Source organism: Amycolatopsis sp. NPDC051373, assembly GCF_040689465.1.
Lineage (GTDB): Bacteria > Actinomycetota > Actinomycetes > Mycobacteriales > Pseudonocardiaceae > Amycolatopsis.
This window is the reverse complement of the sequence record NZ_JBFBAE010000003.1, coordinates 125344-148538: the sequence shown is the minus strand read 5'-3', so window position 1 is coordinate 148538 and position 23195 is coordinate 125344. Positions and strand designations below refer to the sequence as shown.

The window sequence follows — 23195 nt, the reverse complement described above, 5'->3', positions numbered from 1 at the left end:
GATGAGCACGGGGCCCGGATTATTCGGCGGAGAGCCCGGAGACAGCGAGGAACCCCCGCGCGCGGGGGCTCCCGGTGCTGCCCGCGTTGAGGACGACGGCACCTTCGCCGACCTCCTCAACGGCTTCAGCCTCGATTCGGGCCGCTCGCGCAAGAAGCGGAAGAAGACCGGTAAGGAGTCCCAGTCCCCCGAACCCCCGCCCGCGGGAGCGCACGCGGCGGAGGAACCGCCGGCGGCGCCAGTGCCGCCGGCCGAGTTAGGAGATCGAGTGACCTCTCTAGTCTCTCCACCGGGCAGTACCGATGCGGATGGGCCTAGACCAGGCGGGCTCTTCGACCCCGGACCGCCCAGCGGCGAGTTCGTGATGCCCGCCGCGTTCACCCGGCCGGATCGAACCGATCGGGTGGACCCGGCCGAGGAGACGTCGATCGTGCGGCCGTACGCTCTCACCGGCGGCCGGACCCGGGCGAACTACGCGCTCGAGCTGGAGACGCTGATCTCCACCAATGACCACGTCGTCGCGGGGGGCTTCCCCGAGGCGGCGGCCGAACAGATCGAGAGCATCTCGATCATGGAAGAGTGCCGGACCCCGCGCTCGGTCGCCGAGATCGCGGCGATCCTGCGGGTGCCACTGGGTGTCGCCAGGGTGCTGATCAGTGACGCGGCCGACGCGGGCCTCGTCACCGTGCACCGGACGATTTCGGGCAATGACGGCGCCGAAGCACACTTGATGTTGATGGAAAGGGTTTTGAGTGGACTCCGTCGGCTTTAAGGCACCGCGGGAAACCGCGCCCCCGACCATGACATCGGCGAAGATCGTGGTGGCGGGCGGCTTCGGAGCGGGCAAGACGACTTTTGTGGGCTCGGTGTCGGAGATCGTTCCGCTCACCACCGAGGCGATGATGACCGACGCGAGCCGCGGCATCGACAACCTCGACCAGACCCCGAACAAGACGACCACCACGGTCGCCATGGACTTCGGCCGCGTGTCGCTCGACGCCGACCTGATCCTGTACCTGTTCGGGACCCCGGGCCAGCAGCGCTTCTGGTTCATGTGGGACGACCTGGTGCGGGGCGCCATCGGTGCGATCGTGCTGGCCGACACCCGCCGCCTGGCGGACTCGTTCGCGCCGATCGACTTCTTCGAGGACCGCGGCCTGCCGTACATCGTCGGCGTCAACACCTTCGACGGGGTGCTGGAGCACGACATCAACGACGTGCGCGAGGCGCTGTCGATCGACCCCAGCATCCCCATCGTCCGCTGTGACGCGCGGGACCGGGAGTCGACGAAGCAGACGCTGATCACGCTCGTCGAGTACGCCATGCGGCAGTGGATCGCCTTGCGGGCGGCCAAAACCCGGTGACCCTGTCCTTCAGTGCTGCTGCGGCCGGGTCACCTCACTTCGGTGGCCCGGCGGTACCGCAGCAGCACCACGGCATCGTCGATCACGCGGGACTCGACGAGCCGCAGGCCTAGCCGCTCGGCATCGACGGCGAACGGCCGCTTGTCTCCGCCCAGCACCACCGGGTGCACGAGCACGTCGTACTCGTCGATCAGCCCGAGCCGGCTCAGCTGCGCGGGCACGTCGGCGCCGCCCATGAGCAGGATGTCCTTGGCGTGCCGCGCTTTCAGTGCCGTGACCTCCTCGGTCAGGTCGCCGCTGAGCACCTCGGTGTCCCACCCGGGCTCGGTGAGCGTGCGCGAGAAGACGACCTTCGGGGTCTTCCGCCACACCGGCGCGAACGCGATGTCGTGCGGATCGTCCGAGATGGACTCCGCGCGCGGCCAGAAGCCCGCCATCATGTCCCACACCCGCCGCCCGTAGGCGAACACGGCGGCGCGCTCGGAGAGCTCGTGCGAGTGGGCCGACAGCTCCGGTCCCATCCGCGGCCAGTCGAACTCGCCGTTCGGGCCCTCGACGCAACCGTCGACCGAGACGTGCACGTAGTACACCAGCTCACCCATGACCAGGCTCCTTCACCGAGTGGCGTCCCTGCCGGACGCCGTTCAGCCTACGGTCGGAGCCGGTCGCCGCGACCGGACATCGGTGGCGAAGGAACCTTGCCGAGGCAGCGGAAACGGGCCGATCCCCCAGGAATCGGCCCGCTTCCGCGGTGAACTCTCTGCGCCCTCAATATTCGTCGTGCCTTCGCCACCAGCCGCCCGGCTCGTCGGAGCCGCGGGACTCCTCCTCCCACGCCTCCTGCCGGCCGAACGGCGTGATGTCGAGGTAGCGGTGCGAAGCCAGGAACGTCTCGGCGCCGCGGCCACTGGTGAAGTACGTGCGGTAGACGTCGTCGCCGTCGCGCAGGAACACGCTGATCCCGAAGAACCGGCCGACGCCGCAGTCCTCGGTGAAGTCGCTGCCGTTCGCCGAGACCCATGGCAAGTCCCAGCCCATGCGGGCCTTGTAGCGCTCGATCTCGGGCAGCGTCGCGGGCGCGGTGACGACGAACGTGACGTCGCGGGCGTTGAGGTGCGCCAGGTGCGGCACGTTGTCCACGACCATCGAGCAGCCGGGGCACCCCGCTTCGTCGCCGGGGTGCAGCATGAAGTGGTAGACGATCAGCTGACGCCGGCCGTCGAACAGGTCCAGCAGGCTCTTCCGGCCCTCGGCCGAGGTGAACTCGTACGCCTTGTCGAAGCGCACCATCGGCAGCCGGCGCCGCTCGGCGGTGAGGTGGTCGGCCGCCTTCATCAGTTCCTTCTCCTTGACCAGCAAGGCATCGCGTTCGGCCTGCCAGTCCTGGGCGGACACGACGCGGGGGAGTGCGGTGGTCATCGGGCCTCCTCGAGGTGGTGGGCGAGCTTTTCGAAGGTGGAGCTCCAGCCGTCCTGGTGGCCGGCGCGCTCTTCCTCGGTCGGGAACGGCGCCTGGTGGAACGTCATTTCGGTCTTGTCGCCGACCTCGGTGAACGTGATGGTCACGACCGTCTCGCCGACCACGTCGTCGGGCTGGTCCCACGAGAACGTGAACACGAGCCGCCCGGGTGGGCTGATCTCGCGGTAGGCGCCCTGCATCCAGCGCTCGACGTCGTACTCGTCGCTGTGGATCCGCGCGCGCCACGTGCCGCCGGGCCGCAGGTCGATCGTGACTCCCGAGGCGGCGAACTTCTCCGGGCCGAGCCAGCTCGCGAGGCGTTCCGGCTCGGTCCACGCGCGGAACACCAGCTCCCGTGGGGCGTCGAACACGCGCGTGATGGTCAGGTCCCGTTGTGTCATGACTCGGTCTCCTTCCGGGGCTCCTGCAGGAGCCGCAGGTGCTCGTCCAAGCGGTCGAACCCCGCCTCCCAGAACTGCCGGTACTCGTTCACCCAGTCGGCCACGACCACGAGCGGCTTCGTCTCGAGCCGGCACGGGCGCCACTGGCGCATCCGGCCGCGGGTGATGAGCCCGGCCGCTTCCAGCACCTTCAGGTGTTTCGACACCGCCTGCAGGCTCACCTCGAACGGCTCGGCCAGCTCGTTCACCGTCGCCTCGCCCCGGGCGAGGCGGGCGAGGATGGCCCGCCGGGTGGGGTCCGCCAGCGCGGCGAAGGTGGTGCTGAGCTGATCAGTGGCCATCGGTACTCAATCGCTTGGTTGATTAACTTGTAGGTTGAATATAGCTTCCAGCTGGCTCCTGTCAACCGCGCGAGGAACCGGCTTGAGACCTGCGTCACCGCCGCTCGGGTTTCCAATAGTAGGAAGTCCAAGTATTTTGGAAGGATGAGCAGCGACCTCTACCGCCCCGAGAACCCGGTCCGGTTCGTCACCGCGTCGAGCCTGTTCGACGGTCACGACGCCTCGATCAACATCATGCGGCGGATCCTGCAGTCGCAGGGTGCCGAGGTCGTGCACCTCGGGCACAACCGCTCGGTCGACGAGGTGGCCACCGCCGCCGTCACCGAAGACGTGCAGGGTATCGCCATCTCCGCCTACCAGGGCGGCCACGTCGAGTACTTCTCCTACCTGGTCGAGCTGCTGCGCGAACGCGGCGCGGGGCACATCAAGGTGTTCGGCGGCGGGGGCGGCGTGATCGTCCGCGAAGAGATCGACCTGCTGCACTCGCGTGGCGTGGCGCGGATCTTCTCGCCCGAGGACGGCTACGAGATGGGCCTTCCGGGCATGATCAACTCGATGATCAAGGCCTGCGACGTGGACCTCTCGGCTCAGCCGCCGGTGTCTGTCGACAAGCTGCTCTCCGGCGACGTGCCGGCGCTCGCGCGGGTGATCACCCAGCTGCAGCGTGAAAAACTGCCCGAAGACTGGCTCGCCGCGATCACGGAGGCCGCCGAGAAGCGCCACGTGCCCGTGCTCGGCATCACCGGCACCGGCGGTTCCGGCAAGTCGTCGCTGACCGACGAGCTCATCCGCCGCTTCCGCCTCGACCAGGAGGACAAGCTGCGGATCGCGGTGCTCGCCGTGGACCCGTCGCGGCGCAAGGGCGGCGGCGCGCTGCTCGGCGACCGCATCCGGATGAACTGCCTCGGCGGCTCACCGGTGTATTTCCGCTCCATCGCCACCCGCACCGCAAGCGGCGAGATTCCGGCCGGGCTGCGCGAGTCGGTCCTCGCGTGCAAGGCCGCGGGCTACGACCTCGTGATCGTGGAGACGCCGGGCATCGGCCAGGGCGACGCGGGCATCGTCGACTACGTGGACGAGTCGCTGTACGTGATGACGCCCGAGTTCGGCGCCGCGTCGCAGCTGGAGAAGATCGACATGCTCGACTTCGCCGACGTCGTGGCCATCAACAAGTTCGAGCGCCGCGGCGCCGAGGACGCCCGCCGCGACGTCGCGCGCCAGCTGGTGCGCAACCGCGAGGCCTTCGACAAGGCTCCCGAGGACATGCCGGTGTTCGGCACGAGCGCCGCGAAGTTCAACGACGACGGCGTGACCGCGCTGTACCAGAACCTGCGCGACCAGCTCGCCGAGCGCGGGCTGTCGGTGTCGGCCGGCGTGCTGCCCGCCGTCGAGGGCAAGGTGTCCACCGACGCGAGCACGGTCATCCCGGGCAACCGGGCGCGCTACCTCTCGGAGATCTCCGAGGCCGTGCGCGGCTACCACGAGCAGACCGAGAAGCAGGTCGCCGTCGTGCGCAAGCGCGAGCACCTGGCCGCCGCGAAGGTCGCACTGTCTGAAGTGGACGCGTCCACCGACGCGCTGGACGGGCTGCTCGCCGCCGCCGAGTCCGATGTGGACGGCGAGACCACCCAGCTGCTGGAGCGGTTCCAGGTGTTGTCGGAGGAGTACCGCGAGGACGAGCTCGTGGTGAAGGTCCGTGACAAGGAACTGCGCACGCAGCTGTGGCGCGACACGTTGTCGGGCAACCGGATCCCGCGCGTCGCCCTGCCGCGCTACACCGAGTCCGGTGAGCTGCTCTCGTTCCTGCGCCGTGAACACCTGCCCGGGTACTTTCCCTACACGGCAGGCGTGTTCCCGTTCAAGCGCGACGGCGAGGACCCGGCGCGCATGTTCGCCGGCGAGGGCGACGCATTCCGCACCAACCGCCGGTTCAAGCTGCTTTCGGCCGACTCCGAGGCCAAGCGCCTGTCCACGGCGTTCGACTCCGTGACCCTCTACGGCCACGACCCCGACACCCGCCCGGACATCTACGGCAAGGTCGGCACCTCAGGCGTCTCGATCGCGACGATCGAGGACATGAAGGTGCTCTACGACGGCTTCGACCTCACCGCGCCGAACACCTCGGTGTCGATGACGATCAACGGCCCGGCGCCGACGATTCTCGCGTTTTTCCTCAACACCGCGATCGACCAGAAACTCGATGCCTTCCGCGCCGAGCACGGCCGCGAGCCGTCCGCGGAGGAGTCCGCCGAGCTGCGCGCGTGGGCGCTGAAGAACGTGCGCGGCACCGTGCAGGCCGACATCCTCAAGGAAGACCAGGGACAGAACACCTGCATCTTCTCCACGGAGTTCAGCCTGCGCATGATGGCGGACATCCAGGAGTGGTTCATCCAGCACGCGGTGCGCAACTTCTACTCCGTTTCGATTTCCGGCTACCACATCGCCGAAGCCGGGGCGAACCCCATCTCGCAGCTGGCTTTCACGCTGTCCAACGGGTTCACCTACGTCGAGTCCTACCTCGCGCGCGGGATGGACATCAACGACTTCGCGCCCAACTTGTCGTTCTTCTTCTCCAACGGCATGGACGCCGAGTACTCGGTGCTCGGCCGGGTGGCGCGGCGGATCTGGGCCGTGGCCATGCGCGAGCGCTACGGCGCCAACGAGCGGTCGCAGAAGCTCAAGTACCACGTGCAGACCTCGGGCCGCTCGCTGCACGCGCAGGAGATGAGCTTCAACGACATCCGCACCACGCTGCAGGCGCTGTGCGCGCTCTACGACAACGCGAACTCCTTGCACACCAACGCGTTCGACGAGGCCATCACCACGCCGTCGGAGTCGTCGGTGCGCCGCGCGATGGCGATTCAGATGATCATCAACAAGGAGTGGGGCCTGTCGAAGAACGAGAACCCGTTGCAGGGCTCGTTCATCATCGACGAGCTCACCGACCTGGTCGAGGAAGCCGTGCTGGTCGAGTTCGATCGGATCTCCGAGCGCGGCGGCGTGCTCGGCGCGATGGAGACGGGTTACCAGCGCGGCAAGATCCAGGACGAGTCGATCCTCTACGAGCGCAAGAAGCACGACGGCACGCTGCCGATCATCGGCGTCAACACCTTCCGCAACCCGCACGCGGGTGAGGAGGACGTGGAGGTCGAGCTGGCCCGCGCCACGGAGGACGAGAAGAAGTCCCAGCTCGACCGGCTCGCCGATTTCCAGCACCGCCACGCCGAAGACGCTCAGCAGGCGCTGAAGGCTCTGCGCGAGGCGGCGACCCGCGGCGGCAACCTGTTCGGGGTGCTGATGGATGCCGCGCGGGTCTGTTCGCTCGGCCAGATCACCGACGCGTTCTTCGAGGTCGGCGGTCAGTACCGGCGCAACGTCTGACGCGCCTTCGAACGAAAGGGCCGGATCACGCGCGTTCGGCGGCCAGCTGCCAGGCCGGCGCGCGGATCCGGCCCTGCTCGTCCTGCTCCAGCTCGTCCAATGCGGTGAGGTCGCCGTCCTCGCCCGGCTGGATCGTGCGAGCTGCGTCGCGCAGCTCTTCCAGCGTGAGGGAAGTGGTGTAGAGCGCCGGGTCCAAGCTGGTGATCCGCCAGCCGCGGCCGACGGTCTCCCGCAGGTTCCGTTCGCCGATCCGGAACGGCCCGGGGAAGCTCTCGGGCACCGCTTCGGAAAAGCAGAGCAGGTGCAGCCGCGCTCCGGGGCGCGTGACCCGGACGAGCGCGGCGATGTAACTGCGCCGCTGCTCTTCGGTCAGGCAGTGGTAGAGCGCGCTGTCGAGGACGGTGTCGAATCGGCCCTCGAAGCCCTCCAACCGGGTGGCGTCGGCGACCTCGAAGCTGATCTCCAGCCCTTTCGCCGCGGCCCGTGCCTGTGCTTCGCGAAGGGCTGTCGGGGCGCCGTCGACGCCAGTCACGTGGTGTCCGCGCGAGGCGAGGAACACGGCGTTTTCGCCGAGCCCGCAGCCGACGTCGAGCACCTCACCGCGGAACCCGCCGGCCCCCTCGAGAGCGACCAGCGCCGGCTGCGGGGCCTTGATGTCCCACGGCACGGTGCCGCCCAGCGGGCTCTGGCCCTGGTACACCTGCTCGAAGTCGGTGTTCTCGGCGCTCATGGCGGACCTCCTTTTCAACAAGTGCTGATTTTTATCGTGCCGACCGATCCGGTGAGGTGTCAACCGCCGTGGGAATAGCGCGTCGCCGCAGCGGGTAGAACGAGGCATGGACTTCGGGATCTCCACGTTCGTGACCGATGAAGGCATCCGCCCCGACGTGCTGGGTGAGGCGCTGGAAGAGCGGGGTTTCGACTCGCTGTTCCTCGCCGAGCACTCGCACATCCCCGTGAGCCGGGAGAGCCCTTACCCCGGTGGCGGTGACCTGCCCGGGAAGTACAAGCGCACGCTGGACCCGTTCATCGCGCTGACCGCGGCGGCCGTGAACACGTCGAACCTCGTGCTGGGCACGGGCATCGCGCTGCTGATCCAGCGCGACGTGATCCACACGGCCAAGGAGGTCGCCTCACTCGACCTGGTGTCGCGTGGCCGGGTGGCGTTCGGCGTCGGCGTGGGCTGGAACCGCGAGGAGATGGCCAACCACGGCACGGACCCGACCACTCGTGGCGCGCTGATCGACGAGCAGCTCGAGGCGCTCAAGGCCGTCTGGACGCAGGACGAGGCCGCCTACCACGGCAAGTTCGTGGACTTCGACCCGATTTTCGCGTGGCCCAAGCCCGTGCAGAAGCCGCACCCGCCGATCTACATCGGTGGCGAGAGCCCGGCCGCACTGCGCCGGCTGGCCCGCCTCGGCGACGCGTGGCTGCCGCGCCAGCAGACGCCGTCCGACGAGATCAAGCGCGTGCGCGAATGGCTCGCCGAGCAGGGCCGTACCGACGTGCCGTTCACCGTTTTCGGGGGCGGGCCCGACGCCGACGCGGTGAAGCGCTTCGCCGAAGCCGGCGTGGAGCGCTACACGTTCATGCTGCCGACGCTGCCGGAAGCCCAGACGCTGGCCGCGCTCGACGACCTCGCCCGGCTCGCGGCGAGCCACCGGTGAACCGTGGTTCGATGATCCAATGAAGTTCGGGATCTCCACATTCGTGACCGATGAAGGCATCCGCCCCGATGTGCTGGGTGAGGCGCTGGAGGAGCGGGGCTTCGACTCGCTGTTCCTCGCCGAGCACTCGCACATCCCCGTGAGCCGCGAGACCCCGTACCCGGGCGGCGGTGACCTGCCGCGGGTGTACTACCGCACGCTGGACCCGTTCGTGGCGCTCACCGCCGCGGCGGTGAACACGTCGAACCTGGTGCTGGGCACCGGCGTTGCGCTTCTGGTGCAGCGCGACGTGATCCACACGGCCAAGGAGATCGCTTCGCTGGACCTCGTGTCGCGCGGGCGCGTGGCGCTGGGCGTCGGTGTGGGCTGGAACCGGGAGGAGATGGCCAACCACGGTACGGACCCGGCCACCCGGGGCGCGCTGATGGACGAGCAGCTCGAGGCGTTGAAGGCGATCTGGACGCAGGACGAGGCGTCCTACCACGGCAAGCACGTGAACTTCGATCCGATCTTCGCGTGGCCCAAGCCGGTGTCGAAGCCGCACCCGCCGATCTACATCGGCGGTGACAGCCGTGCCGCGGTGCGCCGGCTGGCTCGCCACGGCGACGCCTGGATGCCGATCTCCTCGACGACGAGCGAAGCCATCCGCCGCGTGCGCGGGGAGCTGGCGGAGCTGGGGCGGACGGACGTGCCGGTGACGGTTTTCGGCGGTGCGGCCGACGCGGACACCGTGAAGCGGTACGCCGCGGCCGAGGTGGAGCGCTACACCTTCATGCTGCCCACGCTGCCGGAAGCCGAGACGCTGGCCGCGCTCGACGGCTTCGCGCGGCTCGCGGCGGACCACGGGATGGCCTCGTGAAGTTCGGGATCTTCAGTTTTGTGACCGACGAGGGCATCCGGCCCGACGCGCTCGCGCGCGGGGTCGAGGAACGCGGGTTCGACTCGCTGTTCGTCGGGGAGCACTCGCACATCCCCGCCGACCGGCAGTCGCCGTACCCGGCGGGCGGGGAGCTCCCGCGGATGTACTACCGGATGTACGACCCGTTCGTTGCGCTCACGGCCGCCGCTTCGGTGACCTCGACGCTGCTGCTGGGCACCGGCGTCGCCCTGCTGGCGCAGCGCGATCCGATCCAGACGGCCAAGGAGGTCGCCTCGCTCGACCACTTCTCGGGCGGGCGCGTGGTGTTCGGCGTGGGCGCGGGCTGGAACCTCGAGGAGATGCGCGACCACGGCACCGATCCGGACGCGCGCGGCCGGCTGCTCGACGAGCGGCTGGACGCGATGAAGCAGCTGTGGACCGCCGAGGAAGCGACCTTCCACGGCCAATTCACGCATTTCGACCGCGCCGTGGCGTACCCGAAGCCAGCGCAGAAGCCGCACCCGCCGATCTACGTCGGTGGCAACAGCCGGCACGCGGCGCGGCGGGCGGCCCGGCACGGCGGCGTGTGGATGCCGAACTCCGTGGTCGTGCCCGAGCGGGTCGGGAAACTCATGGCCCTGCGCGACGAGTTCGCCCCCGGTACGCCGGTGTCGATGTTCGCGGTGGGGAGCAAGAACGAGGCTCTGCTGGAGGCCTACGCCGAAGCCGGGGTGGAGCGCATCACGTTCCTGCTCGGTACGCGGCCCGAAGCGGAGACCCTGAGCAAGCTCGACGCCCTCGTCGAGGTCGTCGAAAAGTACCGGTGAAGGAGCGGAATTCGCGTGAGTGGTGTGCAGATCGGTCTTGCGGCCGCGTTGGAGCAGTTTTCGCCGCGGGAGTCGATTCGGTTGGCGAAGGCGGGCGAGGAGCGGGGCTTTTCGGGGCAGATGGCGGCGGATCACTTCCAGCCGTGGGTTCCGCAGCAGGGTGAGTCTTCGTTCGTGTGGAGCATGCTGGCGTCGCTGGCGGAGAACACCACCGGTGACCTGGGTCCCGGGGTGACGTGCCCGTCGTTCCGGTTGCACCCGGCGATGGTGGCGCAGGCCGCCGCGACGCTGGAGGCGACGTATCCGGGCCGCACGTGGCTGGGGATCGGGTCGGGTGAGGCGCTCAACGAGCACATCATCGGCGGTTACTGGCCCGAGGCGCCGGAGCGGGTGCGGCGGATGTTCGAGGCGCTGGAGGTGATCCGGAAGCTGTTCACGGGCAAGGACGTCAAGCACAACGGCGAGTTCTTCAAGCTGCACACCACGCGCCTGTGGACGCTGCCGGACACGCCGCCGCCGGTGTACATCGCCTCCGCAGGCCCGTACACCTCACGCAAGACCGGGGAGCTGGCCGACGGGCTGATCACCCCGGGCGCCTCGATCGAGAAGCTCGCGGGGATCCTGGAGAACTTCAACGCGGGCGCGAAGAAGGCCGGCAAGAACGGCGACGACATGCCCAAGCTGCTGCAGGTGCACCTGTCCTGGGCCGAGGACGACGAAACCGCGTGGACCAACGCCATGGACCAGTGGCCCAACGGTGGCATGAAGTTCCCCAAGGCCGACGTGCGTTCGCCCTTCGACTTCGCGCAGATGGCCAAGCTCGTGCGCCGCGAGGACTTCGAGGGCCGCATGGTCGTCTCCTCCGACCCCGACGTGCACCGGGCGGCGCTGCAGAAGTACGTCGACGCCGGCTTCAACCGCATCTACATCCACAACGTCGGCCGCAACCAAGACCAGTTCCTCGACGTCTTCGGCAAGGAAGTCCTGCCGAAGCTCACTGCCTGACTGCTTCGGCCGAGTAGGGCCCGCGCCCGGCGGGCCCTACTTGTCCAGCAGCAGGTGGACCGACAGCTCGAGGCGGTGGGCGACGTCGGCGGCTGACGCCCGGCGCGTCACCCACGCCACGAGGTTGGCCATCCACACGTCGGCGACGACGTGGAAGATGTCGCGATCGGACTCCGTGGGCTCGGCGATGCCCATGGCCTGCGCGAACATGTCCTCCATGAGCCGGCCGACGAGCTCGACCTCGGCCGCGGCGGAGGTGTCGGCGAACATGAACGCGCGCACCATCGCCTCGGTCAGGTGCGGGTCGCGCTGCATGAGCCGCGTGTTGCGGCCCAGCACGAACATCAGCCGCTCCGCGGGGGTCTCGCCCGGGATCGCGGCGCGCTCCAGCTTCTCCTGCGCCCGCTCGAACTGCCGCGCGAGGCCGGACACGAGCAGGTGGATCTTCGACGGGAAGTAGCGGTAGAGCGTGCCCAATGCGACGTCGGCCTTCTCGGCGACGGCCCGCATCTGCACGGCGTCGTAGCCGCCCTTGGAGGCCAGCGCGAGCGTGGCGTCGATGATGCGGCGGCGGCGGTCGCGCTGCGCCGCGGAGCCGAACTCGTCGCCGATCGTGCCCAGTCCGGTGCGCGCCTTCGCCGCCGGAGCCTTCGCCTTGCCCGGCATCGGCCTTCTCCTGTCTTGCGGAACTCGTTCCAGTTCTGCGTTCAGCGTACCTTCCCTGGCGAAACGTTCAACTACCGACCCGCTGGCCGAAAAACTGTAACACGTTCTACACCCGCGAGTAGTCCCGTACCGCGAGGAGGCCCCGATGGCGGTCGCGTTCACCGGCGAACAGGCGGCGCTGGCCGCCGCGATCCATGACTGGGCCCGGGCCCACGATCCGGTCGCGGCCGTGCGCGCGGCCGAGGGGGCCGGTGCCCAGCTGCCCGCGCGGTTTGCCGACCTGGGGTTCGGGGTCGCGTTGCCGCCGTCGGTGGGTGGCGCAGGCGGCTCTGTCGCGGATCTGACTGCGGGGCTGGCCGCGGCGGCTTCGGAGCTGGCCCCGCGGCCGTTGCTGAGCACGGCGTTGGCCGGGCTGCTGCTCGGCGGCGGGGACGTGGCGGAGGCGATCGCGGACGGTGGCGCGCGGGCGGCCGTGCTGCTCGAAACACCGAGTGTCGACGGGTTTCTGCAGGGTTCGTCGGGAGCGGTGCCGGGTGCGGATGCCGGCGCGTGGCTACTGGTGCCGGTGTCGAGCGGTCACGTGCTGCTGCCGCCGGGTGCCGCGGGGGTGTGCGTGGAACCGTTGGCGCCCTTCGACTTCTCGCGTCCGCTCGCGCGGGTGCACTTCGACCGGGTGCCCGTCGCGGACGTCCTGGAGCTGCCGGACGCGGAGGACTTCGCGGCGACTTTGGCCGTGGCGGAGGCGGCGGGGGTCGCGCGGTGGTGCCTGACGACCGCGGTCGAGTACGCGCGGGTGCGGGAGCAGTTCGGGCAGGTGATCGGGGCGTTCCAGGCGGTGAAGCACCTGTGCGCCGAGATGCTGTGCCGCGCCGAGGCGGCGGAGGCACTGGCGTGGGACGCCGCAACGGCGGCTTTCGGCCCGCAGCACGCGGTTGCCCCGGCGAGCGCGGCGGCGGTGGCGCTCGACGCGGCCGTGGACAACGCCAAGGACTGCGTCCAGGTGCTGGGCGGCATCGGCTTCACGTGGGAGCACCCCGCGCACCTGTACTTGCGCCGCGCTCTTGCCTTGCGGCACTGGCTCGGCGGCTCGGGGCGGTGGCGGCAGCGCGCGGCCGACCTCGCGCTGGCGGGGCAGCGGCGCACGCTCGACGTGGCCGTGGACGACTCACCGGAGCTCACCCGGCGCGTGGGGGAGATCGCCGCCCTGCCGGAAGACGGCCGTCGTGTCGCGCTGGCCGACGCGGGACTGCTGGCGCCGCACTGGCCTGCGCCTTTCGGCCGGGGCCGCCGGAGCCGCCGAACAGCTGCGCATCGACGCGGCCCTTGCGGAGGCCGGCGTGCGCCGGCCGGACCTCGTGATCGGCGCGTGGGCCGTCCCGACGATCCTCGAACACGGCACCGACGAGCAGCGCGCGCGGTTCACCGGCCCCACGCTGCGCGGCGAGCTGACGTGGTGCCAGCTGTTCAGCGAACCCGGCGCGGGCTCCGACCTGGCGTCGCTGCGCACCGCCGCCCGCCGCGTCGACGGCGGCTGGTGCCTCAGCGGGCAGAAGGTGTGGACCTCGCTCGCGCACGAGGCCGACTGGGCCATCTGCCTGGCCCGCACCGACCCCGAGGCGCCCAAACACAAGGGCATCACGTACTTCCTCGTCGACATGCGCTCACCCGGCATCACCACGCGCCCGCTGCGCGAGATCACCGGGGCGAGCGTCTTCAACGAGGTCTTCCTCGACGACGTCTTCGTCCCGGACGCCGACGTCGTCGCATCCCCGGGCGACGGCTGGCGCCTGGCCCGCACCACCCTCGCCGGCGAACGCGTGGCCCTCGGCAAGGGCTCCGCGGCGGGCGAGGGTGTGGAGGCTCTGGTGGGTGGCCTGGTCGGCCGGCTCGGTCCGGGCGACGAGGTTGGCCGCGGAGAGGTGGGTGACCCGGGCGGTGTGGTCGACCCGGGCGGCCTGGCCGGTCTGGGAGACCACGGCGACCGGGGTGACCCAGTCGGCTCGGTCAGCCTGGGCGGTCTGGGAGAGCAGGGCGATCTGGGCGGCTTGGCTCCACGCTCGACTCGTCCACCCGCGAACGGCTCTGCGCCCTCATCGGCTCCGGCAGCGCCTGCTCCGTCCTGGACCTGCGCGCCACCCTCCGCCGCCTCGACCACCAGGGCCCCGGCGCGGAGTCCTCGGTCGCGAAGCTCCTGGGCGTCCGCCACCGCCAGTCCGTCGCGGAATTCGCCCTCGACCGCCCCGGACCTGCTCCCCGGCACCCCGCCGACCCACGAGTTCCTCCTCACCCGCTGCCTCTCCATCGCCGGCGGCACGACGCAGGTCCTGCTCTCGGCAGTGGCCGAGCGGGTGCTGGGCCTCCCGCGCTGACCCGTTCGCCGGCCCGCGCTGAGGCGGCGGCGGGTGGTTCGTCGCGGAGTCGCCTGCTTCGCCTCGCACTCCAGCGCCACCGTGCCGCGGCTGTGATCCGGCCTGCCCGACCGGCCGTTTGACCTCCCGCGCTGACCCGTTTGTCGTACCCCTGCCCTACGGTGCTGAGCGTGGAGTTCGGCGCACTGACCCAGGCCACCTACCTTCCCTCGGACCCGCCGCGGGAGGGTGTGCTGGCGTTGTGGGGCGACGAGGTCGCGGGGGACACCGCGATCGAGCTCGTGCTGCCCAATGCCAAGAAGTTCGCACGCACCAAGGTGGACGCCCGCCTCGTGCCGCTGGCGCGCGCGATCCCGCGGCTGCTGGTGGTGCCCGACGACGTGAGCCCGGCGATCGCCGCGTGGTCGGCGGTGGTGAACGCCGGGGTCAACCTCGTGGCGCGCGGGCGGTTGCGGCCGGCGCTCACGGCCGGTGGGGTGGGGTCGTGGCGGGTGGGGCCGCTCGACGCCGCCGACGAGGAGCTGGTGCGGGGGCTTGCGTCGGCGTTGCCGCCGGAGGCGCACGCGTTGCCGTTGTCCGGAGTGAAGCGGATCCGGCTGCATTCGCCGGAGTCGCTGGTCCGGGCGTTGTGGGACGCGGCGGCCGACGTGCTCGTGCGCAGCCCCGCCGCGTCCGTCGGGGCGGGTGGGCCGGCGTTCGCGGAGGCCGAGCCGACGTTGATCGGGCCGGACGGGGCGGCGTGGCTCACGGAGCTGGACGCCCGCGGGCCCCACGGTGCGCAGCTGATCCTGCGGCTCGAAGCACGCGAAGACGAGCAGTTCGCGGGCGTGCTGGCCGTGCGGTCCGCGCTGGAGCCGAGCCTGGTCGTCGAAGCCGCGACGCTCTGGGACGCGCCCGACGCCGTGCTGCACCGCCTCGGCGACCAAGTGGAAACGCAGCTGCTGCTTGGTCTGCGCCGCGGCGCGCGAGCGTGGCCGCCGCTCGGCCGCGTGCTCGCCGAAGCCGCGCCGACGGAACTGGCCCTGTCCGATGACGACGTCGTGGACCTGCTCGGCTCAGGCGGCCGCGAGCTGGGCAGCGCCGGCATCGAAGTGTTGTGGCCCAAGGATCTTTTCGCCGGCGAAGTCCGCGCCAAGGCGAGCGCGACGCAGGCGCCGGCCAGCGAGGCAGGTCCCGCGTTCCCCCTCAACGGCCTGCTGGAGTTCCGCTGGCGCCTGTCCCTCGGCGGCGCCGAGCTGACCGACGAGGAGGTCGCCACGCTGGCCGAGGCCAAGCGGCCGCTCGTCCGCCTGCGCGGCCAATGGGTGAAGCTCGACTCGCGCCTGCTCGCCCGGATGCGCGCCAAGCGCAACCGCAAGCTCACCGGCGCCGAAGCCCTCGCGGCGGCGCTCACGGGCGAGCTGGAGCTGGACGGCGAAACCGTCGAGTTCGCCGCGCAGCCCGCGCTCGCCGGGCTGGTCGACCGGCTCAAGGAACGCGACCCCGCGCCCGTCGCCCCGCCCGACGGGCTCGAGGCGACGCTGCGCCCGTACCAGCTCGCGGGTGTCGGCTGGCTCGCCACGATGACCGGCCTCGGCCTCGGCGCGTGCCTCGCCGACGACATGGGCCTGGGCAAGACCATCCAGCTCATCGCGCTGCACCTGCACCGCCGCGCGCTGAAAGCCGGGCCCACGCTGGTCGTTTGCCCGACGTCGCTGCTCGGCAACTGGGAACGCGAGTTCGCCAGGTTCGCGCCGGACGTGCGCGTGCGCCGCTTCCACGGCGGCGGCCGCCACCTCGACGACCTGCTGCCCGACGAGGTCGTGCTCGCCACCTACGGCGTGGTCCGCCGCGATCGCGCGACACTGTCCGAAGTGGACTGGGGCCTGGTCGCCGCGGACGAGGCCCAGCACGTGAAGAACCCGTTGTCCGCCACGGCGAAAGAGCTGCGGAAGGTCCCGGCCGCCGCGCGCGTGGCGCTCACCGGCACGCCCGTGGAGAACCGGCTCACCGAGCTGTGGTCCTTGATGGACTGGACGACACCGGGTCTGCTCGGCCCGCTCGACCGCTTCCGCCGCACCGTTGCGCGGCCCATCGAGCGCGACCGCGACCAGACCGCCACGCAGCGGCTGGCCACGACGGTGCGCCCCTTTCTGTTGCGGCGCAAGAAAACCGACCCCGACATCGCGCCGGAGCTGCCACGCAAGACCGAGACCGACCGGTTCGTGCCGCTCACGGCCGAGCAGACCACGCTGTACGAAGCCGTCGTGCGCGAGAACCTGGCCGAGATCCGCGCGTCGCAGGGCGTGCAGCGGCGCGGGCAGGTGCTCAAGCTGCTCACCGAGCTCAAGCAGATCTGCAACCACCCCGCGCAGTTCCTCAAGGAGAGCGGGGGAGTCCTCACCGGCCGCTCCGGCAAGCTCGCCGCGTTCGAGGAGCTGCTCGACGTGATCCTCGACGAGGGCGACAGCGTGCTCGTGTTCAGCCAGTACGTGCAGCTGTGCCGCCTGCTCGAACGCCGGCTCGCCGACCGCGGGCTGCCCGTCGTGCTGCTGTCGGGCGAGGTCGGGCCGAAGCGGCGCGACGAGCTGGTGGCGTCGTTCCAGTCCGGCGAGGTGCCGGTGTTCCTGTTGTCGCTCAAGGCGGGTGGCGTCGGGCTCAACCTGACGCGCGCGACGCACGTGATCCACTACGACCGCTGGTGGAACCCGGCCGTGGAGGACCAGGCGACCGACCGCGCGTACCGGATCGGGCAGGACCGGCCGGTGCAGGTCCACCGGCTGATCGCCGAGGGCACGCTGGAGGAGCGCATCGCCACGGTGCTCGAGGCGAAGCGCGGGCTGGCCGAGGCCGTGGTCGGCGCGGGGGAGGACTGGATCACGGAGCTGTCCGACGACCAGCTCGCCGACCTCGTGCGGCTCGGAGGTGGGTGATGCCGCCCCGAAGGACGTTCGGCAACACCTGGTGGGGCCGCGCCTGGGTGGAGGCGCTGGAGCAGCGGGCGAGCGTCGACCCGAACCGCCTGCCGCGCGGGCGCACCTACGCGCGCAAGGACACCGTGAGCGAGCTGCACGTCGGCGCCGGCGAGGTCACCGCGCGCGTGCGCGGGAGCCGGCCCGAGCCGTACCGCGTGACGATCCGGATGCGCGAGTTCTCGCCGCGGCAGTGGGACACGCTGCTCGACGTCGTCGGCCGCCGCCTCGGCCACACCGCCGCGTTGCTCGACGGCGAGCTGCCCGAGGAGCTGGCCGCGCAAGCCCGTGAGGCGGGCACCGACCTGCTCCCGGGCCCGGGTGACCTTCGGCCGCGCTGCTCGTGCCCCGACTCGGCGAACCCGTGCAAACACGTCGCCGCCGTGTACTACGTCGTGGCCGACGAGGTCGACGACAACCCGTTCGTGCTCTTCACACTCCGCGGCCGCCCCCGCGACGAGGTCCTCGCCCGGCTGCGCACGCTGCGCGCCCCGGACCGCCCGCAACGCAAGAAGGTCCACGACCCCGGCCTCACCCCGAAGCGCGCGTACGCCCGCCGCGTCACGGCAGTTCCCCGGTTGCCGCCGGTGCCCGACGTCGCCGGCCCGCCCGCCGTCCTCGATCTCGACCCACCACCGAGCACGGGCTGGACGTCGGCCGCCCTCGGCACCCTCGCCGCCGACGCCGCCTCCCTCGCCCGCGACCTGCTCGTTTCGGGTGGCACCGCGGCCGAGCTGACGTTCGAGGAAGACCTGGCCCGCCGCGCCGCCGCCCGCCCGCCCGAGGAACTCCCCGCCCTGGCCCTGGCCGCTGGTGTCGCGCTGCCCGAACTCACCACCCGGGCGGGCGCCTGGCGCGAAGCCGGCCGCGGCGGCCTCGCCGCCCTGCGCGAAACGTGGTCCCCGGGCCCGGGCCCGCTCGCGGACGCCCGCGCCTGCCTCTCGGACACCGGCCTCCCCGACCCCATCACGACCTGGCGCAACCGCGTGACCCAAGGCCCCCTGCAACTCCGCTACGGCCGCGACCACCGCTGGTACCGCTTCCTCCGCACCGGCTCGGTCTGGCAGCTCGACGGTCCACCGTCCACGAGCGCCCTCGACGTCGCCTACCCGCCGGGGTGATCGGCTGTGCGTCGCAGTTTCGGCTGTGCTGCGGGTCGACGGGGACCGCGCCGGCTACCTCCAGGCCGCTACAACGCGCTGGCCCGGGGCCGCTCTCCGACGCGGCGACCTGCGGCAGCCGCGCGAGGCAACGCCCGTTGCAACTCCGTCGCACCTGGCAGCTCGACGGCCCACTGTCCGCCAGCGCCCTCGGCGAAGCCTTCCCGCCGGGGTGATCGGCTGTGCGCGGCTGTTTCGGCTGTGCTGCGGGTCGACCGGGACCGCGTCGGCCGCCGTCTTCCTCCAGGCCGTCACAACGCGCGCTGGCCCGGGACCGCTCTCCGACGCGGCGACCTGCGGCAGCCGCGCGAGGCAAGGCCCGTTGCAACTCCATCGCACCTTGCAGCTCGACAGCCCACCGTCCGCGAGTGCCCTTGACGTTGCCTACCCGCCGGGGTGATCCGCCGTGCGCCGCAGTCTTGGCCGTGCCGCGGGTCGACCGGCACCGCGCCAGCCGCCGTCGACCTCCAGGCCGCCACAACGCGCTGCCACGGGGCCGTTCCCCGCCGCGGCGTCCTGCCGCAGTCGCGCGAGGCAAGGCCTGCTGCAACTCCGTCGCACCTGGCAGCTCGACCGCCCACCGTCCACGAGCGCCCTCGACGCCGCCTACCCGCCGGCCTGATCCGCCCGCAGCTCCACACAGCACCCACCGGGCGCGGGATCGATCAGCACCGCGTCGACACCGGGCACCTCCAGACCCGCGACGATGCCGCCCAGGAACGCCTGGTTGATCCCGCACACGAGGTCCGGCGCCTTGCCGGCCAGCGGGTGGAACGGGCAGTTGCGCAGCCGCACGCAAGTCGGCGTTTCGCGGCGCGGCTCGAAGCCCTGCCGGGCGAGGACGGTTTCGGTGAGCGTCAGGCCGCGTTCGGCGCCGAGGCGGCCGGGGCGCAGGGAGGCGCGTTCGGTGGTGCCCAGCTCCTCGCCGCGCTCACCCGCCACGCGCAGGGCGGCGACGCGGGCGGATTCGCCCTCGGCTTCGGTGACCACGGCGTCGAGGAGGATGTCGGCGAGGACGCCGTGGCGGCGCGGCGGGATGGTGACGGCGAAGTCGGTGTCGGCGGGTTCGTAGACCTTCGGGGTGCGGCCGACCTTGCGGATGCCGCCGACGGCCTCGTAGCGCGAGCGCAGCAGGCCGGCGTCCACGAGCTTGTCCAGGTGGAACGCGGCGAGCTTGCGCGAGATCCCGACCGACGCGGCAGCCTCGTCGCGCGTGACTGGCCGCGCCGAGCCGCGGATGAACGTGTACATCCCGCGGCGCAGGTCCTCCTCCAGCGCGGCCACGGCCTTGATCGCGGGAGCGGCGTGCTCAGTCGTCACGGGTCCACGATAACGCCCATGAAGGTGTCCGCAAGTGTCAGTTCACCCTGTTGAACTGGTCACCTTGACCGAGACCGACAATAAGACCAATAATCATGTACGAAAAACCGCCGAACCCCGAGGGGTCCCCATGCGCTCCGGCTCTGCTCTGCACGTCGTCCACGAACCCGACCCCGGCATCGACCTCGCCGCCGCCGCGCGCGCCGCCGGCGACTTCCTGCGGGCGCTCGGCGTCAGCCTGGACACGGAGAGCCTGCAGGGCACGCCCGAGCGCATGGCGCGCGCGTACGCGGAGCTCTTCACGCCCCGCTCGTTCGACCTCACCACGTTCCCCAACGACGAGGGCTACGACGAGCTGGTGCTGGCCCGCGACATCCCCGTACGGTCGGTGTGCGAGCACCACTTGCTGCCGTTCACGGGCGTCGCGCACGTCGGCTACCTGCCGGGCGACCGCATCCTCGGCCTGTCGAAGCTCGCGCGCGTGGTCGAGCACTTCGCGTGCCGGCCGCAGGTGCAGGAGCGGCTCACGAAGCAGGTCGCGGGCTGGCTGGGCGAGCAGCTGAGCCCGAAGGGAGTCGGCGTGGTCATCGAGGCCGAGCACACGTGCATGACGCTGCGCGGCGTGCAGGCCACCGGCTCCAGCACCGTCACCTCGACACTGCTGGGCACGTTGCGGGAGGATGCCCGCTCCCGCCAGGAGTTCTTCGCACTCACGGGCGTCAACGCATAAAGGAGTTGTTTCCTTTGCCAGAGCAGGGTTTTGTCATCGTCGGCGCGGGCCTGGCCGGCGCCAAGGCCGCTGAGGCACTGCGGACCCAGGGGTTCGCCGGACGGGTGACGCTCATCGGCGACGAAGCCGACCGGCCCTACGAGCGCCCGCCGCTGTCCAAGGACTTCCTCGCCGGCAAGGCCGAGCGCGACAGCGTGTTCGTGCACGAGGAGGGCTGGTACGCCGAGCACGACGTGGACCTGCGCCTGGGCGCCACGGCCACCGCCATCGACCGTGACAACCACGTGGTCCGCCTCGAGGGCGGCGAGACCGTGGGCTACGACAAGCTGCTGCTGGCCACCGGCTCGAGCCCGCGGCACCTGCCGATCCCGGGCGCCGACGCCGAGGGCGTGCACTACCTGCGCCGCCTCGGCGACTCCGCGAAGCTCAAGGAGACGCTCACCGCCGGCACGCGCCTGGCCGTGATCGGCGCGGGGTGGATCGGCCTGGAGGTCGCGGCCGCCGCGCGGGAGGCCGGGGCCGAGGTGACCGTGCTGGAGGTCGCGGAGCTGCCGCTGCTGGCCGTGCTGGGCCGCGAGGTCGCCACGGTCTTCGCCGACCTGCACCGCGCCCGTGGCGTCGACCTGCGCCTCGGCGTGCACGTCGAGGCCATCACCACCGACGGTGGCAAGGCCACGGGCGTCCGGCTCGACGACGGCACCGTGGTCGAGGCCGACGCAGTGCTCGTCGCTGTCGGCGCCGCGCCCAACGTCGAGCTCGCGCAGGCCGCGGGCCTGGCCGTGGACAACGGCGTGGTGGTCGACTCGTCCCTGCGCACCACCGACCCGGACGTCTTCGCCGCCGGCGACGTCGCCTCCGCGCTGCACCCGCTGCTCGGCAAGCACGTGCGCGTGGAGCACTGGGCCAACGCCCTCAACCAGCCCGCCGTCGCCGCCGCCGCGATGGCCGGCCAGGACGCCACCTACGACGAGCTCCCGTACTTCTACACCGACCAGTACGACCTGGGCATGGAGTACCACGGCCACGTCGACCCGGGCGCCTACGACCGCGTCGTCTTCCGCGGTGACGTCGAGGCGCGCGAGTTCATCGCCTTCTGGCTCCGCGACGGCCACGTGCTGGCCGGCATGAACGTCAACGTCTGGGACGTCGGCGACCAGCTCAAGGCCCTCATCCGCGCCGAAGGCCCGATCGACGCCGACCGGCTCGCGGACCCGAACGCGCCGCTTGAACCCTGAGGTTTCTCGCCGTGCGGCGGCCCTCACGCGATGGTCGGAAGGCCGGAGTGTGGGGGCCGTTGCTGTGTCCGCAGGGCCGCGAGGGCGCGCGCCTTGCCCGCGGGGAGAGGGCGTCGGCGGACGGCGGCAGGTCAGCGCCCGGGCCCTCACTTGCGGCGAAGGCCCGCTCGACGCCGTCCGGCTCGCGGACCCGAACACCCCGCTCGAACCCTGAACTACCGGTCCGCCGCGGCCCACGCCCGGTAGGTGTGGTCGAGGAACCGCTCCACGCCCCGGACCACGTGGGCGCTGCGGATCGAGGGGAAGATGTCGAACGCGTGCTGCGCGCCCGCGAGTTCGGCGTAGGCGACGGGTTGCTTGGACGCCGCGCGCAGCCGGGCCACGAACTCGCGGGCCTCCTCGACGGGCACGAGCGAGTCGTTGCGGCCGTGGATCACGAAGAACGGTGGCGCCGAGTCGGAGACGCGGTCGAGCGGGGACGCGGCCACGTAGTCGTCGAGGTAGGTCACCGGGTCGCGGTCGGGGGAGAAGATGCGGCGGGCCAGCAGGCTCTCCAAGCGGTACTGGCTCTCGGCCGCGCCGCTGGTGGCCGCGATGTCGTACACGCCGTAGTGCGGCACGCACGCCTGCACGCTGGTGTCGGCGTCGGGGAAGTCCGGTTGCAGGGCCGGGTCGTTCTGGCTCAGCGCGAGCAGCGCGGCGAGGTGCCCGCCGGCCGAGCCGCCCGTCACGGCCACGAAGCCCGGATCCCCGCCGTACGAAGCGATGTTCGACCGGATCCACACCAGCGCGCGCTTCGCGGCCTCCACATGCGCGGGCCAGCGGTGGGCGGGCGCGAGCGGGTAGTTGATCGCCACGCATACCCAGCCGCAGCGCGCGAGGTGGCGCATCAGTGGCTGGCCCTGCTCGTCCTTGGTGCCGATCGTCCAGGCGCCGCCGTGGATCTGCAGCAGCACGGGCGCGCCGGTCACCGGCTTCGCCGGCCGGAAGACGTCGAGCAGGAACCGCTTGCCGCCCGGGGCGTAGGGGATGTTCCGCTCGCGCACGACCTCCGGGTCGTGGCCGCCGCGAAACGGCAGCGCCAGCTGACCCCACGGCGTCGCCAGGTCGCGGGGGCTCGGCGGGTGCGCCAGCCGCTCGGAGTAGTCCGGGCCGAAGGCCTCGGTGAGCGCCGACTCGACCTCGCCGCGGGCTTTCTGCGCCGTCGCCACGAGCGCGCCCAGCCCGGCGGCCGACAGCGCGGCCAAGGCGACTCCGGCCTTCGACGACCGCCGCCCGTGCCGCGCGATGTGCTGCGCGGTGTCCAACGCGGTGAGTGCCAGCAGCTGCGGAGCGAGCTCGTCGGTGAGCCAGGCGGTGAAGAACACGGGGATCGACGTAAGGCGGTTTCGCGGCGGGCGCAGGGCCACGGCGGTGAGGCCGAGCTGCGTGGCCCGGCGAGCGAGGAAGGCCGGTTTCACC

General features: G+C 71.3%; 19 protein-coding genes and 1 pseudogene. 12 read left to right on the top strand and 8 right to left on the bottom strand.

All coding sequences use genetic code 11. The annotated features are described in order from the left end of the window. Position 1: 1 nt before the first annotated feature. Together AB0383_RS06715 and AB0383_RS06710 are read left to right on the top strand one after the other, a co-directional pair. Positions 2-772 carry a DUF742 domain-containing protein gene (locus tag AB0383_RS06715; RefSeq protein ID WP_364174668.1) on the top strand — a complete coding sequence of 257 codons (771 nt, stop codon included), beginning with the start codon at positions 2-4 and terminating at the stop codon, positions 770-772. Beyond that, complete coding sequence (locus tag AB0383_RS06710) at positions 753-1364, top strand: ATP/GTP-binding protein (RefSeq protein ID WP_364174665.1); 612 nt, start codon at positions 753-755, stop codon at positions 1362-1364. Before AB0383_RS06715 ends, AB0383_RS06710 begins: the two co-directional genes overlap by 20 nt. Positions 1365-1393: 29 nt before the next feature. Here the strand turns inward: AB0383_RS06710 and AB0383_RS06705 are convergent, their stop codons facing one another. The 4 genes from AB0383_RS06705 to AB0383_RS06690 all read right to left on the bottom strand — a co-directional run bounded on the left by AB0383_RS06705 (position 1394) and on the right by AB0383_RS06690 (position 3564). Continuing rightward, the gene (locus AB0383_RS06705) at positions 1394-1966 is read right to left on the bottom strand and encodes a dihydrofolate reductase family protein (protein WP_364174662.1); all 573 of its coding nucleotides are present in this window, start codon (positions 1964-1966) and stop codon (positions 1394-1396) included. Positions 1967-2132: 166 nt separating this feature from the next. Then, positions 2133-2783: a DUF899 domain-containing protein gene (locus tag AB0383_RS06700; protein WP_220238209.1), complete on the bottom strand. Its 651-nt coding sequence runs from the start codon at positions 2781-2783 to the stop codon at positions 2133-2135. Then, positions 2780-3223: an SRPBCC domain-containing protein gene (locus AB0383_RS06695; RefSeq protein ID WP_364174658.1), complete on the bottom strand. Its 444-nt coding sequence runs from the start codon at positions 3221-3223 to the stop codon at positions 2780-2782. Before AB0383_RS06695 ends, AB0383_RS06700 begins: the two co-directional genes overlap by 4 nt. Further along, positions 3220-3564 carry a metalloregulator ArsR/SmtB family transcription factor gene (locus AB0383_RS06690; RefSeq protein ID WP_366185667.1) on the bottom strand — a complete coding sequence of 115 codons (345 nt, stop codon included), beginning with the start codon at positions 3562-3564 and terminating at the stop codon, positions 3220-3222. The genes AB0383_RS06695 and AB0383_RS06690 overlap by 4 nt, the downstream gene beginning before the upstream one ends. Before the next feature lie 144 nt (positions 3565-3708). Between AB0383_RS06690 and icmF the strand changes: the two genes are divergently transcribed. Continuing rightward, complete coding sequence (gene icmF, locus AB0383_RS06685; protein WP_366185665.1) at positions 3709-6945, top strand: fused isobutyryl-CoA mutase/GTPase IcmF; 3237 nt, start codon at positions 3709-3711, stop codon at positions 6943-6945. A gap of 25 nt (positions 6946-6970) precedes the next feature. On the opposite strand, the gene AB0383_RS06680 is transcribed toward icmF, so the two are convergent. Continuing rightward, the gene (locus AB0383_RS06680; protein WP_364174649.1) at positions 6971-7675 is read right to left on the bottom strand and encodes a class I SAM-dependent methyltransferase; all 705 of its coding nucleotides are present in this window, start codon (positions 7673-7675) and stop codon (positions 6971-6973) included. Positions 7676-7781: 106 nt separating this feature from the next. Between AB0383_RS06680 and AB0383_RS06675 the strand changes: the two genes are divergently transcribed. From AB0383_RS06675 to AB0383_RS06660, 4 genes are read left to right on the top strand one after another with little or no spacing between them, the layout of a single operon-like run. Continuing rightward, the gene (locus AB0383_RS06675) at positions 7782-8612 is read left to right on the top strand and encodes an LLM class F420-dependent oxidoreductase (protein WP_364174647.1); all 831 of its coding nucleotides are present in this window, start codon (positions 7782-7784) and stop codon (positions 8610-8612) included. A gap of 19 nt (positions 8613-8631) precedes the next feature. After that, complete coding sequence (locus AB0383_RS06670; protein ID WP_364174644.1) at positions 8632-9471, top strand: LLM class F420-dependent oxidoreductase; 840 nt, start codon at positions 8632-8634, stop codon at positions 9469-9471. After that, the gene (locus AB0383_RS06665) at positions 9468-10298 is read left to right on the top strand and encodes an LLM class F420-dependent oxidoreductase (protein ID WP_364174641.1); all 831 of its coding nucleotides are present in this window, start codon (positions 9468-9470) and stop codon (positions 10296-10298) included. Before AB0383_RS06670 ends, AB0383_RS06665 begins: the two co-directional genes overlap by 4 nt. A gap of 15 nt (positions 10299-10313) precedes the next feature. Beyond that, positions 10314-11303: a TIGR03557 family F420-dependent LLM class oxidoreductase gene (locus AB0383_RS06660; RefSeq protein WP_364174638.1), complete on the top strand. Its 990-nt coding sequence runs from the start codon at positions 10314-10316 to the stop codon at positions 11301-11303. A 36-nt stretch (positions 11304-11339) separates the two neighbouring features. Here AB0383_RS06660 and kstR read toward each other — a convergent pair whose 3' ends face one another. Beyond that, positions 11340-11969 (bottom strand): cholesterol catabolism transcriptional regulator KstR, encoded by a 630-nt coding sequence (kstR, locus tag AB0383_RS06655; protein ID WP_364174635.1) that lies wholly within the window; start codon positions 11967-11969, stop codon positions 11340-11342. A 145-nt stretch (positions 11970-12114) separates the two neighbouring features. Here kstR and AB0383_RS06650 point away from each other — a divergent pair. The 3 genes and pseudogenes from AB0383_RS06650 to AB0383_RS06640 form a co-directional block, all read left to right on the top strand. After that, positions 12115-13834 (top strand): annotated as a pseudogene (locus AB0383_RS06650) (acyl-CoA dehydrogenase family protein); the annotation flags it as partial. A 674-nt stretch (positions 13835-14508) separates the two neighbouring features. After that, complete coding sequence (locus AB0383_RS06645; protein ID WP_364174629.1) at positions 14509-17250, top strand: DEAD/DEAH box helicase; 2742 nt, start codon at positions 14509-14511, stop codon at positions 17248-17250. Continuing rightward, the gene (locus AB0383_RS06640; RefSeq protein WP_366185660.1) at positions 17250-18410 is read left to right on the top strand and encodes an SWIM zinc finger family protein; all 1161 of its coding nucleotides are present in this window, start codon (positions 17250-17252) and stop codon (positions 18408-18410) included. The genes AB0383_RS06645 and AB0383_RS06640 overlap by 1 nt, the downstream gene beginning before the upstream one ends. Positions 18411-19055: 645 nt before the next feature. Here the strand turns inward: AB0383_RS06640 and AB0383_RS06635 are convergent. Then, positions 19056-19700 carry a transcriptional regulator gene (locus AB0383_RS06635; protein ID WP_364174939.1) on the bottom strand — a complete coding sequence of 215 codons (645 nt, stop codon included), beginning with the start codon at positions 19698-19700 and terminating at the stop codon, positions 19056-19058. Positions 19701-19899: 199 nt separating this feature from the next. On the opposite strand from AB0383_RS06635, the gene folE reads away from it, so the two are divergent. After that, positions 19900-20499 carry a GTP cyclohydrolase I FolE gene (folE, locus tag AB0383_RS06630; protein ID WP_220238222.1) on the top strand — a complete coding sequence of 200 codons (600 nt, stop codon included), beginning with the start codon at positions 19900-19902 and terminating at the stop codon, positions 20497-20499. Between the two features lie 14 nt (positions 20500-20513). Continuing rightward, the gene (locus AB0383_RS06625; RefSeq protein WP_366185657.1) at positions 20514-21734 is read left to right on the top strand and encodes an FAD-dependent oxidoreductase; all 1221 of its coding nucleotides are present in this window, start codon (positions 20514-20516) and stop codon (positions 21732-21734) included. A gap of 215 nt (positions 21735-21949) precedes the next feature. On the opposite strand, the gene AB0383_RS06620 is transcribed toward AB0383_RS06625, so the two are convergent. Further along, positions 21950-23194: an alpha/beta hydrolase gene (locus AB0383_RS06620; RefSeq protein WP_366185655.1), complete on the bottom strand. Its 1245-nt coding sequence runs from the start codon at positions 23192-23194 to the stop codon at positions 21950-21952. Position 23195 lies beyond the last annotated feature (1 nt).